Source organism: Salipiger pentaromativorans (assembly GCF_024721115.1).
Taxonomy (GTDB): Bacteria; Pseudomonadota; Alphaproteobacteria; order Rhodobacterales; family Rhodobacteraceae; genus Salipiger; species Salipiger pentaromativorans.
Window position 1 is genome coordinate 16,407 of record NZ_JAMDHK010000016.1, and the last position, 15,069, is coordinate 31,475.

16 protein-coding genes are annotated in these 15,069 nt (G+C 67.7%); 7 read left to right on the top strand and 9 right to left on the bottom strand.

Going from position 1 to position 15,069, the window contains the following annotated elements; all coding sequences use genetic code 11:
- Nucleotides 1-57: 57 nt before the first annotated feature.
- Complete coding sequence (locus M4578_RS19850; protein ID WP_258094967.1) at nucleotides 58-882, bottom strand: MBL fold metallo-hydrolase; 825 nt, start codon at nucleotides 880-882, stop codon at nucleotides 58-60.
- Between the two features lie 149 nt (nucleotides 883-1,031).
- Nucleotides 1,032-1,541 (bottom strand): DUF2938 domain-containing protein, encoded by a 510-nt coding sequence (locus tag M4578_RS19855; RefSeq protein WP_258094968.1) that lies wholly within the window; start codon nucleotides 1,539-1,541, stop codon nucleotides 1,032-1,034.
- A 73-nt stretch (nucleotides 1,542-1,614) separates the two neighbouring features.
- On the opposite strand from M4578_RS19855, the gene M4578_RS19860 reads away from it, so the two are divergent.
- Nucleotides 1,615-2,049 carry a helix-turn-helix domain-containing protein gene (locus M4578_RS19860; protein ID WP_258094969.1) on the top strand — a complete coding sequence of 145 codons (435 nt, stop codon included), beginning with the start codon at nucleotides 1,615-1,617 and terminating at the stop codon, nucleotides 2,047-2,049.
- Between the two features lie 10 nt (nucleotides 2,050-2,059).
- On the opposite strand, the gene M4578_RS19865 is transcribed toward M4578_RS19860, so the two are convergent.
- From M4578_RS19865 to M4578_RS19895, 7 genes are all read right to left on the bottom strand, one after another.
- Nucleotides 2,060-2,644 (bottom strand): GNAT family N-acetyltransferase, encoded by a 585-nt coding sequence (locus M4578_RS19865; protein ID WP_258094970.1) that lies wholly within the window; start codon nucleotides 2,642-2,644, stop codon nucleotides 2,060-2,062.
- A complete protein-coding gene (locus tag M4578_RS19870; protein WP_258094971.1) occupies nucleotides 2,644-3,906 on the bottom strand; it encodes a M16 family metallopeptidase in 1,263 nt (420 codons plus the stop codon). The genes M4578_RS19865 and M4578_RS19870 overlap by 1 nt, the downstream gene beginning before the upstream one ends.
- Entirely contained in the window at nucleotides 3,903-5,291 is a 1,389-nt protein-coding gene (gene thrC / locus M4578_RS19875; protein WP_258094972.1) for a threonine synthase, read from the bottom strand. The genes M4578_RS19870 and thrC overlap by 4 nt, the downstream gene beginning before the upstream one ends.
- Entirely contained in the window at nucleotides 5,292-5,969 is a 678-nt protein-coding gene (locus M4578_RS19880; RefSeq protein WP_258094973.1) for an SURF1 family protein, read from the bottom strand.
- A 243-nt stretch (nucleotides 5,970-6,212) separates the two neighbouring features.
- On the bottom strand, nucleotides 6,213-7,334 hold the full coding sequence (locus tag M4578_RS19885; RefSeq protein ID WP_258094974.1) for a CaiB/BaiF CoA transferase family protein: 1,122 nt from the start codon (nucleotides 7,332-7,334) through the stop codon (nucleotides 6,213-6,215).
- Nucleotides 7,331-7,975, bottom strand: a complete 645-nt coding sequence (locus M4578_RS19890; RefSeq protein ID WP_258094975.1) for a DsbA family protein — start codon at nucleotides 7,973-7,975, stop codon at nucleotides 7,331-7,333. The genes M4578_RS19885 and M4578_RS19890 overlap by 4 nt, the downstream gene beginning before the upstream one ends.
- Nucleotides 7,976-8,015: 40 nt before the next feature.
- On the bottom strand, nucleotides 8,016-8,522 hold the full coding sequence (locus M4578_RS19895) for a DUF721 domain-containing protein (RefSeq protein ID WP_258094976.1): 507 nt from the start codon (nucleotides 8,520-8,522) through the stop codon (nucleotides 8,016-8,018).
- Nucleotides 8,523-8,608: 86 nt separating this feature from the next.
- Here M4578_RS19895 and mutY point away from each other — a divergent pair, with 86 nt between their 5' ends.
- From mutY to M4578_RS19925, 6 genes are all read left to right on the top strand, one after another.
- Complete coding sequence (gene mutY, locus M4578_RS19900; RefSeq protein WP_258095148.1) at nucleotides 8,609-9,655, top strand: A/G-specific adenine glycosylase; 1,047 nt, start codon at nucleotides 8,609-8,611, stop codon at nucleotides 9,653-9,655.
- Between the two features lie 125 nt (nucleotides 9,656-9,780).
- Nucleotides 9,781-10,923, top strand: coding sequence for an alkane 1-monooxygenase (locus tag M4578_RS19905; protein WP_258094977.1), 1,143 nt, complete (start codon nucleotides 9,781-9,783; stop codon nucleotides 10,921-10,923).
- A gap of 145 nt (nucleotides 10,924-11,068) precedes the next feature.
- Nucleotides 11,069-11,461, top strand: a complete 393-nt coding sequence (locus M4578_RS19910) for a cytidine deaminase (RefSeq protein WP_258094978.1) — start codon at nucleotides 11,069-11,071, stop codon at nucleotides 11,459-11,461.
- On the top strand, nucleotides 11,461-12,750 hold the full coding sequence (locus tag M4578_RS19915; protein ID WP_258094979.1) for a thymidine phosphorylase: 1,290 nt from the start codon (nucleotides 11,461-11,463) through the stop codon (nucleotides 12,748-12,750). The genes M4578_RS19910 and M4578_RS19915 overlap by 1 nt, the downstream gene beginning before the upstream one ends.
- Nucleotides 12,747-13,952: a phosphopentomutase gene (locus tag M4578_RS19920; protein WP_258094980.1), complete on the top strand. Its 1,206-nt coding sequence runs from the start codon at nucleotides 12,747-12,749 to the stop codon at nucleotides 13,950-13,952. The genes M4578_RS19915 and M4578_RS19920 overlap by 4 nt, the downstream gene beginning before the upstream one ends.
- A complete protein-coding gene (locus M4578_RS19925; protein ID WP_258094981.1) occupies nucleotides 13,949-14,950 on the top strand; it encodes an adenosine deaminase in 1,002 nt (333 codons plus the stop codon). Before M4578_RS19920 ends, M4578_RS19925 begins: the two co-directional genes overlap by 4 nt.
- The last annotated feature ends 119 nt before the right edge of the window (nucleotides 14,951-15,069 follow it).

Here is a 15,069-nt window from a genome sequence, read left to right on the forward strand (position 1 = left end):
CGTCGGGAAGCCAAGAGCTTGCGGCGCCGATCTCCGGGCCTTTCTTGTGTCGCCGGCTCAGTCCCGCAGCCAGGTGGGTTGCAGAACGATCACCGTCGGGCGCGACGGCAGATCGCGCAGGCCGATCACCAGCTCGGGGCCGTCGCGCCGGTCGATGACGAAGCGGTCGGAGACATCGTCGAGAAACCGGTTGAGCGAGGCGCCGGAGAACCAGTGCATGGGGAGGATGACCGAGCTTTTCAGCCGGTCCACCACCCGCACCATGGCGTCGAGCCCCATCGTATAGCCGCCGTCCACCGGCACCATCAGCACATCGAGCCGGCCCAGCGCCGCATATTGCGCATCGTTGGGTTCGTGATGCAGATGGCCGAGATGGCCGATGCACAGCCCCTCGACCTCGAAGACGAAGATCGAGTTGCCCTTCTCCTCCGTCCCGCCCATGGGCGAGCGGATGTCGGTCGAGACATTGCGCACCAGCATTTCGCCGAGGTCGAGATGGTGCTCGATCCCCTCGCCGAACGCTCCCCAGCCCGGCAGCACATGGGGAATTGCCGGGTCGGGATTGGCCGTCCAATGGGTGTCGTGGGCATGGTTCATGGTGACCACATCGGGGATCAGATCGGCATTGCCGATGAAGCCGGTGAAATCGGTGACCGCCTCGAGCCCGCCACGGGTCTGGATCAGGAAGCTGGCATGGGAGATGTAATGCAGGCGGACGGAATATTCGGGCACCGGGTCGGTCCAGGCGGCCTTGTGCAGATAGCGCAGCCCCGGCGCGGCATCGGCGATGGCGATGCAATGCGAGGGGCGCCGCTGTTCCTGTGCGGCGGCGGGCAGGGCGGCGGTCAGCAGAAGGCTCAGGGCAAGGCCGAGGCGCAGCATGGGCGGGTCTCCTTGTTGCGTGAGGTCAGCCTAGCAGGGAAACCGCGCCGCGCATCTGACATTTGCGTTGGTGCGGCGCTCTGCGCCGCAGGGGGAGTATTTTTCGGAAAGATGAAAGGCAGAAGCTCCTCGAACGGGCGTTGCCGGGGTCAGCCGAGCGAGGTCATGGCAAGGCCGGTGAGCCAGAGCCCGAGCCCGAAGGACAGATGGCTGACCGCGCTGCCGCGGCGCGCGCGCCAGGGGTTGGGCGTGTTGCGCGCTGCGAGCCCGGCACCAAGGCAGGGCTGAAGCACGAGAAACGGCGCCGCCAGTGTCAGAAGCCCGAAGCCGAGCGCCGGGAGCGGCGTCGGCGCCGCAAGCCAGCCGGGCGCCACGATCCACAGGAACAGCGCCGCGAAGACGATGCCGGTCAGATAATGCAGGGCCCAGCCCAGGGCCCGCTCTCCGGGGATCTTCGGGCTTGCCGCGATGGGGCGGTGGATCAGCCGGCCACGGGGCAGATGGCCCAGCCAGCGTCCCAGAAGCGCATAGTCGAGGCCGGACACCCCCAGCACGCGCCGCCGGAAGAGGGCGGTCAGATCCATGACCAGGGTTGCGCCGGTGCCCAGCAGAAGAGCGGAGCAGAGCAGGGGGATAAGGCCGGGGGCGGGGGTAAGCATCGTGTCGGGCTCCTTGCAGAATCAGGCGATGCCCGGTGATATGCCACTTCAAGTCGGCTTGAGGTCAAGGGACATGCTGGACATTGCCGAGGTCGCGCGCAGAAGCGGCGTTCCCGCATCGGCGCTGCGCTATTACGAGGATCAGGGGCTGATCCGCTCCGTCGGGCGCCGGGGGCTGCGGCGGGTCTATGAATCGGATGTGCTGACCCGGCTCTCGCTGATTTCCCTGGGGCAGATCGCGGGGTTCTCGCTGGCGGAAATCGCCGAGATCCTGCGCGATCAAGAGGCGCCGGTGATCGCGCGCGAGCGTCTGCTGGCAAAGGCCGATGCGCTCGACCTGCGCATCCGCGAGCTGACGGCGCTGCGCGACGGGCTGCGGCACACGGCGCAATGCACCGCGCCCAGCCATCTCGAATGCCCGAGTTTCCGCCGCCTGATGCGCACGGCGCTGGCCCATGGCGCCCGCCGGCGCAGGGCGGCAGCAAAGGCCCCGGTCCCGCCGCGCTGACCGTCTCGCTCTATCCGACCTGGGTCTTGCCGCGCCGGTCGCCGCGCAGGGCGGCGTAGAGCACATGGGTGCGCCAGCGGCCGTTGATCTGGAGATAGCTCTGCGCCACGCCCTCGTATTTGAAGCCCGAGCGCTCCAGCAACCCGCGCGAGGCGACGTTCTCCGGCAGGCAGGCGGCCTCGATCCGGCTCAGGTCGAGCCGTTCGAAGGCGTGATGCACCAGCGCGGCGATGGTTTCGCGCATAAAGCCCTGGCGGGCGTAGGGCTGGCCGGTCCAGTAGCCCAGCACGCCGGATTGCGCCGGGCCGCGGCGGATATTGTCGAGCGTGATCGCGCCGACAAGCTGCTCGTCCTCGCGGCGGAAGATGAACAGCGGGATGGCCGTGCCGCCCGAGATGGACCGGTTGGCCCAGTAGACGCGGTTGGTGAAGGCGCGCCGTGTCAGGTGATCGGCGGCCCAGGACGGCTCCCAGGGGGTGAGATAGGCGCGGCTTTCCAGCCGCAGCGCCACCCATGCGTTGAAATCGTTGTGCTGCGGCGCGCGCAGCACCAGACGCTCGGTATCGAGCCGAAGCCTGCGCCGCCGCCCCAGCATCACACCGTCCGGCGGGCCTGCAACGCGTCGAGCCCGGGTGCGCCCGCGACCGGCCCGTACAGCGCCAGCGCGGCGGGCGCGCGGCCCGCCAGCTCTTCGGCAAACAGCCGGACATCGCCGGTGGTGACATTGTCGATCTTCGCGACCGTCTCCTCGATCGGTGGCACCGCACCCCAGATCTGCACCATGCGCGCCATGCGCTCGGCCCGCGAGGACGAGCTTTCCAGCCCCATCAGCAGCCCCGCCTTCATCTGCGCCCGTGCCCGGGCGACCTCTTCGGGGCTCATGTCCTCGGCGGCGCGTTTCATCTCGTCGATGGTGAGGCGCGTGAGTTCTCCCAGCTCCTCGCCGCTGGTGCCGGCATAGATCGTGGTCAGCCCCGTGTCCTCATAGGCGCCGGTCTGGGCAAAGATCGTGTAGCACAGCCCGCGTTTCTCGCGGATCTCCTGGAACAGCCGCGAGGACATGCCGCCGCCAAGCGCGATCGCATAGATCTGCGCGGTGTAGAATCCCGGGTCGCGATAGCCGGGGCCCTCGAAGGCCAGCGCGAAATGCGCCTGCTCCAGCGCCTTCTCGTGCCGGGTTTCGCCGCCGGTAAAACGCGCCGGCTCGGGGGGGCGGGATTTGCGCGAGGCAAGCCCGCCGAACAGCGCCTCGGCCTGTTCCACCAGCGCCGCGTGATCCACCGCGCCCGCCGCCGAGAGGATCATCTGGTCGGGGCTGTAATGTTCCGCCACGAAGGTCTCCAGATCGTCGCGCCCGAAGCGGCGCACATTGGCGGCCTCGCCCAGAATGGTGCGCCCCAGCGGCTGGTTCTGATAGGCGCGCTCCTGCAGCCAGTCGAAGATCACGTCGTCGGGTGTGTCCAGCGCCTGGCCGATCTCCTGGAGGATCACATGGCGTTCGGTCTCGATTTCCCTGCCGTCGAAAACCGGGTTCAGCAGGATGTCCGAAATCACATCCATCGCCAGCTTCGTGTCATTCTCCAGCACGCGGGCGTAATAGGCGGTCACCTCGCGCGAGGTATAGGCGTTGATATAGCCGCCCACATCCTCGATGGCCTCGGCGATCTGCAGCGCGCTGCGGGTCTTGGTGCCCTTGAACGCCATATGTTCGAGGAAATGCGCGATGCCGTTCTGCTCGACGCGCTCGTTGCGCCCGCCCGCGGTCACCCAGATGCCGAGCGTGGCCGATTGCAGCCCGTCCATGCGTTCGGAGACGATGCGCAGACCGTTCTTGAGGGTTGTCTGTTCCACACTCACTTTGCGAGCCGCTCCCGGATCAGGGTTTCGAGCGCGGTCAGGTCGTTCGCGACCCGGGTCACCCGTTCCTCGCGGTCGAAGAGACCGGCCATGCGTTCGGGCAATGCCGGGCGGATGCCGCTGGCCTGTTCCACCGCATCGGGGAATTTCGCCGGATGGGCGGTGGCCAGCGTGATCATCGGAGTGGCGGCGGTGCGGTGCTCGTCGGCCACTTTCACGCCGACGGCGGAATGCGGGCAGAGCAGCTCGCCCATGGTGGCATGGGCCCTGGCGATGGTGGCGAGCGTTTCCTCTTCCGAGGCACGGCCGCTCTCGAAATGCTCGCGCAGCGCTTGCAGGGCCCCTTGCGAGACGCCGAACCCGCCCTCCTTCAGCTCTTCCATGAGCTGCGCCACGGCGCCGCCGTCGCGCCCATACGCGTCGAAGAGGGCGCGTTCGAAATTCGAGCTGATCTGGATATCCATGGACGGGCTGATCGAGGGGATCACCTCGCCCTTCCGGTAAGCGCCCGATGAGAGGCAGCGGTGCAGGATGTCGTTCTGGTTGGTGGCGATCACCAGCCGGTCGATGGGCAGCCCCATCTTCTTGGCGATATAGCCGGCGAAGATGTCGCCGAAATTGCCCGTGGGCACGGTGAAGCTGACCGTCCGGTCCGGCGCGCCCAGCGACACGGCGGCGGAGAAGTAATAGACCACCTGCGCCAGCACCCGCGCCCAGTTGATCGAGTTCACCCCCGCCAGCCGCACCTCGTCGCGGAAGGCGAAATCGTTGAACATGTCCTTGAGCCGCGCCTGGCAATCGTCGAAATGCCCGTCGACGGCCAGCGCGTGCACATTGGCCTCGCCGGGCGTGGTCATCTGGCGCCGCTGCACCTCCGACACCCGGCCATGGGGGAAGAGGATGAACACATCCACCGCATCGAGCCCCTTGAACGCCTCGATGGCGGCCGAGCCGGTGTCGCCGCTGGTGGCGCCCACGATGGTGACATGCTCGCCGCGCCGGGTCAGCGCCTCCTCGAAGAGCTGCCCGATGAGCTGCATGGCGAAATCCTTGAAGGCCAGCGTCGGCCCGTGGAAGAGCTCGAGCAGGAAATGCCCGGGCGCAAGCTGCACCAGCGGTGCCCGCGCGCCGTGGCCGAACCCGGCATAGGCTTTCGCGATCAGATCGCCGAAGGTCTCGTCGGTGAAACTGTCGCCGACGAAGGGGCGCATGACGCGGAACGCGGTCTCTTCATAGCTCAGCCCGTGCAGCGCGCGGATGTCGTCCCTCGACATCACGGGCACGGTCTCGGGCACATAGAGCCCGCCGTCGCGGGCCAGCCCCGACAGCATCGCCTCTTCGAAGCTCAGCGCGGGCGCCTGTCCGCGGGTGGAGATATAGCGCATTCAGGTGTCTCCGGTCTTCATCTGCCGCCGGATGTAATAAGCGGTCATGATCAGCCACACCACGGCCAGCGAGAACCAGGTGATGGCATATTGCAGGTGATCGTTCGGGATGCCGCTGGTATCGACCGGCAGCGGGGTGATATCCGGATCGCCCGGCGTGATCCGCCGCGCGATGACCAGCAGCGGTTCGGTGCCAAGCGTCTCGGCCATCGGGCCGATGTCGCGGGCGAACCAGATGTTGGCCTTGGTATCGTTCTCCGGCGTGGCGCTGTTGCGGTCGTCGGGCCAGTGCAGGTTGCCCTGCACCTCCGCCGGTCCGGTCCGGCGCGCCGCGTCCTTGTTCGCGTCTGCGGTGAAGCCCCGGTCGAGCAGAACCAGGCGGCCCTCGTCCGTCCGAAAGGGCGAGACGATGCGGTAACCGGCGCCGATCTGCTTGCGGCTCACGAGTACACGGATCTCGCCCGGCAGGATCTCACCGGCCAGCGCCACCGGCTGATAGCGCTGCGCATCGGGCGAGACCATGACCGGAAGCGGTTCCGGCGCATCGCCGATCCGCGCCTCGATCCGTGCCAGCACGCCCTCTTTCCAGGTCAGCCGCTGCATCTGCCAGATCCCCAGCCCGACAAGAATGCCGGCACCGATCAGGCCAAACAGCAGGGGGGCGAGGAAACGGGTCACGCGGGCTCCGCAGGGAACGATTGTGCCGCCTGCTTTATCGCGGGAGGCGGGGGGGTATCAAGGCGGGATTGCCGCCCCCGGGGCCCGCCGCCCCGCGCATGGCCGTCCGACCCGCTCAACGTGCCCCCTTCTTCTCTTTCCAAATACGCAAAATCCGCGTCTCCCCGGGCCCGCCGCAGGCCGGCCGGGCGCGGGATGGCCACTGGCCACGGGGGCGCCGGGGGCAGCGCCCCCGGCCTCCGCTCACCCCTGGCCGAGCTTCGGCGAGGCCCGGTCGAGACAAAGCGCGGCGTCGGAAAACCGGAACGGCGACCGCACGCCCGGCACGCCCTCCGGCGCGATCTGCATGCCGCGCGCCTGCACCTGCGGATCGGCCATGACTTCGGACAGGTCGTTGATCGGTCCCGCCGGAATCCCCTCGCGCTCGCAGCCCGCCAGCAGATCGGCCTTGGACCATTTGCGCGTCTCGGGCATCAGCGCCGCCTCCAGCGCATCGCGGTTGCGGATGCGGTCGGCATTGGTGAGGTAATCGGGATGCTCCGCCAGCGCCTCCAGTCCGAGCAGACGGCAGAGCCGCTGATATTGCGGATCGTTGCCGGTGGCGATGATGATATAGCCATCGGCGCAGTCGAAGACCTGATAGGGCGTCAGGTTCGGGTGGTAATTTCCGGTGCGCCCCGGCGCCTCGCCGGTGGCCAGATAGTTCATCGCCTGGTTCGCCGTCGCCGCCACCGCGCAGTCGAGCAGCGCCATGTCCACATGCTGCCCCTTGCCGGTCCGCTGCTTCTGGTGCAGCGCCGCGAGGATGCCCGAAACGGAATAAAGCCCGGTGAAGAGATCGGTGATCGCCACCCCGGTGCGCTGCGGCTGGCCGTCCGGATTGCCGGTGATCGACATGAACCCCGACATGCCCTGGATGATATAGTCATAGCCCGCGCGATGCGCATAGGGCCCGTCCTGCCCGAACCCGGTGATCGAGCAATAGACCAGGCCGGGATTGACCTGCGACAGCGACGCATAGTCGAGCCCGTATTTCGCCAGCCCGCCGACCTTGAAATTCTCGATCAGGATATCGGCGTCGCGCACCATGTCGCGGATCTGCTGCTGGCCCTCCGGCGTGGTGAAATCCACCACGACCGAATGTTTGCCCCGGTTGCAGCAATGGAAATAGGCCGCCGAATGATCGTCTTCCCGCTCGATGAAGGGCGGGCCCCATTTGCGGGTGTCGTCGCCGCGCGGGGCTTCGATCTTGATGACCTCGGCGCCGAGATCCGCCAGCACTTGGCCGGCCCAGGGGCCGGCCAGAATGCGCGCCAGTTCGACGACTTTCACCCCCTCCAGGGGGCCTCGCGGTGCTGCCGTCATTGCGCCGCGTCGATCCGCTCGTCGAGGATTTCGGCGAATTTCGAATAGGACATGTTGCTGTAGAGCTCGCCGTCGATGACGAAGGAAGGGGTCGAGTTGAACCCGTCCTTCTCGACATTGCCCTGATACCATTCCACCAGCGCCTTGAGCTTTGCGCCGTCGCTCATGCAGACGTCCAGCGCCTCCTTGTCGATGCCGGCGAGCCGGCCGATCTTGCGGATGGCGTCGGCCACCTCGGCCTCGGAGCCCTTGCGGGCCCAGTCCGACTGGGTGCCGTAGACCATGTCGATGATGCCGAAATATTTCATCTCGCCGCCGCAGCGCGCCATCAGCGAGGCCCACATGTCGAACTTGTTGAAATAGGCCTCGCGGTGCACGAAACGGATCTTGCCGGTGTCGATGTAGTTTTCCTTGATCTGCGGAAAGACCTCATCCTCGAAGGCGGCGCAATGTGGGCAGGTGAAGGAAGCGTATTCGATCACCTCGACCGGCGCATCGGGCGCGCCGAGCGCCATTTCGGTCACCGTCGCTTCCTGCGCGCTGGCGGCGCCGGTCGTGCCGGTGCCGGCGGGCGTCAGAAGCCAGCCGCCACCGGCGGCAAGAACGGCCGCGAGGGCGGCGGTGGTCAGGATACGCTTCATATGTCTTCCTTTTTCCTGCTCTGGCCCCGGGATGCGGGGTTTAGCGATTGGTCTTCGATATGACGTTCACCGCCAGACGTTCAAGCGCCTGGCGCAGCCCGTCGTCGGCGATGCCCTCGGCGGCGCGATGCGCCTTGGCGGCGATCTCAGGCGCCGGCGCGGGGGCGGATTTCGGTTCCGGGCGGTGGGAAAAGGCGACGCGCCCCTCGGAAAATCCGGTGGCGGCGGTCTGCGTCACGCGGATGCGCGAGATGGCGTTGTAGCCATAGATCGCATTGACCCGTTCGCGCAGCGCCTCCTTGCGCATCTCCAGCAGCGGGGCGTTGGCGCCGGTGGTCAGCAGCGTCAGCGTCGCCCCCATGCCGCCGCGGCCATAGCTCACCTCGACCGGCCGCGAGATTGCCGCCAGATCGGCGCCGGCGATCTCTTCCCAGTGGGTCAGGACGCGGGACTGAGCAAAGCCGCGGCTTTCGCTGGCCCGGCGGATGTTCTGTTTCAGAAGCCCCCCGGTCTGGGCGAAGCCATAGGTTGTGGTGCGCCGTTGCATCTTGAATCCCTCTCCACGGCACTATTCTAGTGAGCGCGCATCCGGGCGCCAGCCCGGAATCACCCACGATCAAGGGAATGTCAGCTTTGCGTGAAGCCGCCCGCGCGACGGATCTTCTGGACTGGTACGATCGCCACGCCCGCGATCTCCCCTGGCGTGTCGGCCCGCGCGCAGGCGCGGCGGGGCTGCGCCCGGATCCCTATCGCGTCTGGCTCTCCGAGATCATGCTGCAACAGACCACGGTTCCCGCGGTCAAACCCTATTTCGAGACCTTCACCGCGCGCTGGCCGCGGGTGGAGGATCTGGCGGCGGCGGCGGATGCCGATGTCATGGCCGCCTGGGCGGGGCTGGGCTATTACGCACGGGCCCGCAACCTGCTGAAATGCGCGCGGGTGGTGGCGGAGGAATTCGGCGGGCGCTTTCCCGGCAGCTACGAAGCGCTGCTGACGCTGCCGGGGGTCGGTCCCTATACGGCGGGGGCCATCGCCGCGATCGCCTTCGATCTGCCGGCCATTGTGGTCGATGGCAATGTCGAGCGTGTCATGGCGCGCCTGCATGACGAACACATGCCCTTGCCGCAGGCCAAGTCGGTGCTGACCGAGCTGGCGGCGGCGCTGACACCCGTCGAGCGGCCGGGCGATTACGCTCAGGCGGTGATGGATCTGGGCGCGACGATCTGCACGCCCCGCAACCCGGCCTGCGGGCTGTGTCCCTGGCGCCGCGCCTGTGCCGCCTGGGAGGCGGGCACGGCGGCGGAACTGCCGAAGAAGGCGCCGAAAAAGCGCAAGCCCACGCGGCTGGGCATCGCCTATCTCGCGCGCCGGGTCGATGGCGCCTGGCTGCTCGAGCGGCGCCCGGACAAGGGGCTTCTGGGCGGCATGCTGGGCTGGCCGGGCAGCGATTGGGGCGAGGCGCCGCAGGAAGACCCGCCGATCCGCGCCGAGTGGAAGACGCTTGCCGGAGAGGCACGCCATACCTTTACCCATTTCCACCTGCGCCTGACGGTCAAGACCGCGCTGGTGCCGATGGACCGCCCGCCGATCCGGGGCGATTTCGTCGCGCTGTCCGAGTTCCGGCCCGCCGATCTGCCGACGGTCATGCGGAAGGCCTATGATCTGGCGCGCGGTGCCTGACCCGCAGCGGCGGGTTTCCGAGAGAATTTGTCGAATAACGCGCGGATCGCCCCGTGACGCGCCGTGGCGGCGGGTCTAAGCTGGCCACGGAACGCGCTCAGGATCGTGCGAAACGGAGACGGATCATGATCTCTTCGGAAAAGGTCGCTCGCATCACGGCGGCGATGCCCTTCTGGCTGACCTATATCCTGCCGCCTCTGGTGTGGCTGGGGGCGGTGCAGGGCGGGTTCTGGGTGCTGCTGCCGCCCCTGGCGACATGGTATCTCTTCTCGGCGCTGGACGTGGCACTGGGGCTGAACAAGGAAAACGCCGATCCGCAGACCCAGGAGAAGGACCTGTTCTGGTATCGCGCAGGCACGATGGCCTGGGCGCCGGTGGAGTTCGTCACGCTGTTCTCGCTGATCTGGTATGTCGGCCATAGCGATCATCTTTCGGCGCTGGAGACATTCGGCGTGTTCTTCGGAACCGGTGTGATGACGGGGACGGTGGGGATCGTCTATTCGCACGAGCTTCTGCACCAGTCCAACAAGCTCGAGCGTCATCTCGGCGACTGGCTGCTGGCGATGGTGCTCTATTCGCATTTCCGCTCCGAACATCTGCTGGTGCACCACACCTATGTGGGCACTCCGCGCGACCCGGTGACAGCGCGCTACAACGAAGGGTTTCACCGCTATTATCCGCGGGTTCTGAAGGAATGCCCGGCCTCGGCCTTCCGCGCCGAGGCGGCGCTGCTGCGGCGGCGCGGGCTGCCCTGGTGGCATCGGCGCAACCCGTTCTGGAAATACGCTGCGCTCCAGCTCGCGATGCTGCTGCTGTCGGTTCTGCTGGCGGGATGGGCCGGGCTGCTGTTCTTTCTGATCCAGGCCGGGGTGGCGATCTGGCAACTGGAGTTGACCAATTATGTGGAACATTACGCGCTGACCCGCCGCTATCTCGGCGATGGCAAATACGAGCATGTGAAGCCGCATCACTCGTGGAACTCGGCCCATACGGCGACCAACTGGTTGCTGATCAATTTGCAGCGCCATTCCGACCATCACTACAAGCCCGACCGGCGCTTTCCGCTGTTGCAGACCTATGAAGAGAGCGAGGCGCCGCAACTGCCCTACGGCTATCCGATCATGACCATGGCGGCGATGGTGCCGCCGGTGTGGCGCCGGATCATGAACCCCAAGGTCCGCGCCTGGCGGCAGACCTGGTATCCCGACATCGAGGATTGGCACCCCTACAACAAGGCCAAGACCCCGCCGCCGCGCGGCGCGAGCTGAGCCGGCGGGCGGCGCTACCTTCGGGGCCTTGCGGCCCACCCGGCACGGACGAGGCCCTGCCGTTACGGCGGCGGATTGTCCGCTTGCATTCGCGGAGGAGGGCTCGCAAACATGGGGTCCCGAAAACGGGTCGAGGAGACGGGTAATGGAGCTTGCAAAAGCCGCGCGGGCGGTGCGTGAAAACGCCTATGTGCCCTATTCGCGCTTCAAGGTGGGCGCGGCGCTGCGCACCCCGTCGGGAGCGGTGCATGTGGGCTGCAACGTCGAGAATGTCGCCTATCCCGAAGGCACCTGCGCCGAAGCCGGCGCCATCGCCGCCATGGTTGCCGCCGGCGAGACCGAGATCGCCGAGGTCTATGTGATCGCCGACAGCGCCCACCCGGTGCCGCCCTGCGGCGGCTGCCGCCAGAAGCTGGCCGAGTTCGCCCGGGGCGATGTCAAGGTGACGCTGGCCACGCTCGATGGCGCCGAGCTGGCGACCACGGTGGCCGATCTGCTGCCGGGCGCCTTCGGCGTGGCCCATATGGACCGCGCCTGATGGATGCACGGACCGTCATAGCCGCGCTGCGCCGCGGTGAAGAGCCGTCCACCGAGGGGCTGCGCTGGTTCGCCGAGGGGCTGGCCGATGGCTCGGTCAGTGCTGCCCAGGCCGGTGCCTTCGCCATGGGGATCTGTCTGCGCGGGCTGACCGAAGAGAACCGCGTGGCGCTGACGCTGGCGATGCGGGACAGTGGCCATGTGATGCGCTGGGATCTCGACGGGCCGGTGGTGGACAAGCATTCCACCGGCGGTGTGGGCGATTGCGTGTCGCTGGTGCTGGCCCCGGCGCTGGCCGCCTGCGGGGTCTATGTACCGATGATTTCGGGTCGGGGCCTCGGCCATACCGGCGGCACGCTCGACAAGCTCGACGCGATCCCCGGCTATGTCGTCGACCCCGACGAGGCGCGCTTCCGCCATGTGGTGCGCGAGGCGGGCTGCGCCATCGTCTCGGCCTCGGCCGAGATCGCCCCGGCCGACCGCCGCCTCTATGCGATCCGCGACGTGACCGCGACGGTGGAAAGCCTCGACCTCATCACCTCCTCGATCCTTGCCAAGAAGCTGGCGGCGGGGCTGGAGGGGCTGGTGCTCGACGTCAAGGTGGGCTCGGGCGCCTTCATGAAGACCGACGCGGATGCGCGGGCGCTGGCCCAGGCGCTGGTCTCGACCGCCAACGCGGCGGGCTGTCCGACCACGGCCTTTGTCACCGACATGAACCAGCCGATCGCCGCCGCGCTGGGCAACGCGCTGGAGGTGGATGCCGCGATGCGCGTGCTGACCGGGCGCGACGAGGGCCCGCTTTACGAGCTGACGCTGGCGCTGGGCGGGGCGCTTCTGGGCGGCACGGGCGCGACCGACCCCGAGGCGAAGCTGCGCACGGCGCTGTCCTCGGGCGCCGCCGCCGAGCGCATGGGGCGGATGGTTTACGGGCTGGGCGGTCCGCGGAACTTTGTCGAGGACTGGGGGCGCTATCTGCCCGAGGCGACGGTGATCCGCGAGATCCCGGCGCCCGAGGGGGGCCATGTCGCGGCCATCGACGGCGAGGCGCTGGGCCTCGCGGTGGTGCGGCTCGGGGGCGGGCGCACGGTCGAGACCGACATGATCGACCCCGCCGTGGGGCTTTCGGATGTGGTGCGGCTGGGCGCCCGGGTCGAGAAGGGCGCCCCGCTCGCCCGTGTGCATGCGGCCCGCGAGGATCAGGCCGAAGAGGCGATCCGTGTGGTGCAAAAGGCGGTCGCGCTGGGCGATCCGGCGCAGCCGGGCCCGCTGATCCGGGAGCGCATCGGATGAGAGCCTTTCTGGTTGTGATGGATTCGGTGGGCATCGGCGGCGCGCCGGATGCCGCCGCCTTTTTCAACGACGGGCGGCCCGACACCGGCGCCAATACCGTGCTGCATATCGCCGAAGCCTGCGCGCGTGGCGCAGCCGACGACGGGCGGAGCGGCCCGCTGCACCTGCCCGTGCTCGATGCGCTGGGGCTGGGGCGCGCCGTGAAACTGGCGAGCGGCACCCTGCCGCCGGGGCTGGGGGCCAAACCCGAGGGGCGCTGGGGCGCCGCGACGGAACGGTCAAAGGGCAAGGACACGCCCTCCGGCCATTGGGAACTGGCCGGGCTGCCGGTGCCTTGGGACTGGCATTATTTCCCCGACACCCAGCCCGCCTTTCCGGCAGAGCTGATGGCTCGGGTCTGCGAGATCGCCGGCACCGAGGGGACGCTTGCGAATTGCCATGGCTCGGGCACGGTGATGCTCGACCGGTTCGGGGCCGAGCATCTGCGCAGCGGCTGGCCGATCTGCTACACCTCCGCCGACAGCGTGTTCCAGATCGCCGCGCATGAGGAACGCTTCGGGCTCGACCGGCTGCTGACGCTCTGCGAGCGAATCGCGCCCGTGCTGCACGAGATGAAGGTGGGGCGGGTCATCGCGCGGCCTTTCGTCGGGAGCGAGGGCAGTTTCACCCGCACCGCCAACCGGCACGACTACGCTATCCGCCCGCCCGAACCGGTGCTGACCAACTGGGTGCAGACTGCCGGGCGGCGGGTCTATGCGGTGGGCAAGATCGGCGACATCTTCTCGATGGAGGGGATCGACGAGTTGCACAAAGGCGACGATGCCGCGCTGATGGCGCATCTGGGCGCTCTGGTAGACGGGGCCGAGGACGGATCGCTCACCTTTGCGAATTTTGTCGAGTTCGACAGTCTTTACGGCCACAGGCGCAACATTGCGGGCTATGCCCGGGCGCTGGAATGGTTCGATGCGGCGCTCGGGCGGCTTCTGCCGCGCTTGCGCGATGGCGACATGCTGGTCATCACCGCCGATCACGGCAACGACCCGAGCTGGCACGGCACCGATCACACGCGCGAGCGTGTTCCGGTGCTGGTCGCGGGCACCGGCCGGGGCGGTCTCGGTCAGGTCGGGTTTGCCGATGTCGCCGCCAGCATCGCGGCGCATCTGGGGGTGGAATCGGTTGGGTGCGGGAGCAGTTTTCTATGATCGACGAAGAGCGTATCGAGGCGATCCGCGCCTTGCCCAAGATCGAGCTGCATCTGCATCTCGAAGGGGCGGCGCCGCCGGGATTCATCCGTGGGCTGGCGCAGGAGAAATCGGTGCGGCTGGACGGGGTCTTTGGCGAGGACGGGGCCTATGCCTACCGCGATTTCGTGCATTTCCTGTCGGTCTACGAGGCCGCGACCTCGGTGTTGAAAACTCCGGAGGATTATGCGCGGCTGACCACGGCGGTGCTGGAGGAGAGCGCGGCAAGCGGCGTGATCTATTCGGAATGTTTCCTGTCGCCGGATTTCTGCGGCGGCGGCGATCTGGGCGCCTGGCGGGAATATCTGCACGCCATTCGCGAAGCGGCGGAGGCGGCGGAAAAGAGCATGGGGATCGTGCTGCGCGGCATCGTCACCTGCATCCGCCATTTCGGGCCGGAAACGGCGAAGCGTGCCGCGCTTTGCGCCGCGGAAACGGCCGATGACTGGCTTGTGGGCTTCGGCATGGGCGGAGACGAGAACAAGGGCAAGCAGAAGGATTTCGCCTGGTCCTTCGACATGGCGCGCGAGGCGGGGCTGCGGCTGACCACGCATGCCGGCGAATGGCGCGGCGCGGCAGAGGTGGCCGAGGCGCTGCGCGACCTGCGGGTCGAACGCATCGGCCACGGAGTGCGTGCCATCGAGAATCTGGCGCTTGTGGACAATCTTGTGGAGAACGGAATTGTTCTCGAAGTTTGCCCCGGTTCCAACGTGACCTTGGGAGTCTACCCCAGGCTTTCGGCGCATCCGATTGAAAAGCTGCGCGAACGCGGGGTCAAGATCACAGTCTCGACCGACGATCCGCCGTTCTTCCATTCAACCATGGCGGAGGAATACGAGGCGCTGGCGCGGAGCTTCGGCTGGGACGAGGAGGTCTTTGGCGAGATCGCCCGCACCTCCGTCGAGGCGGCCTTCTGCAACGAGGACACCCGCGCGGCGCTGCTCAAGCGGCTGGGCTGAGCGCGCCGCTATTTTCCGCAGATCCACGCGTCATGGCGTCCGGTGCGTTGCCGCGCGGGCTGCGGGCGTTGCGGGGCCGGGGCGCGGGGGCTAAGGAGAAAGGCGCAGCACGCGAAAGG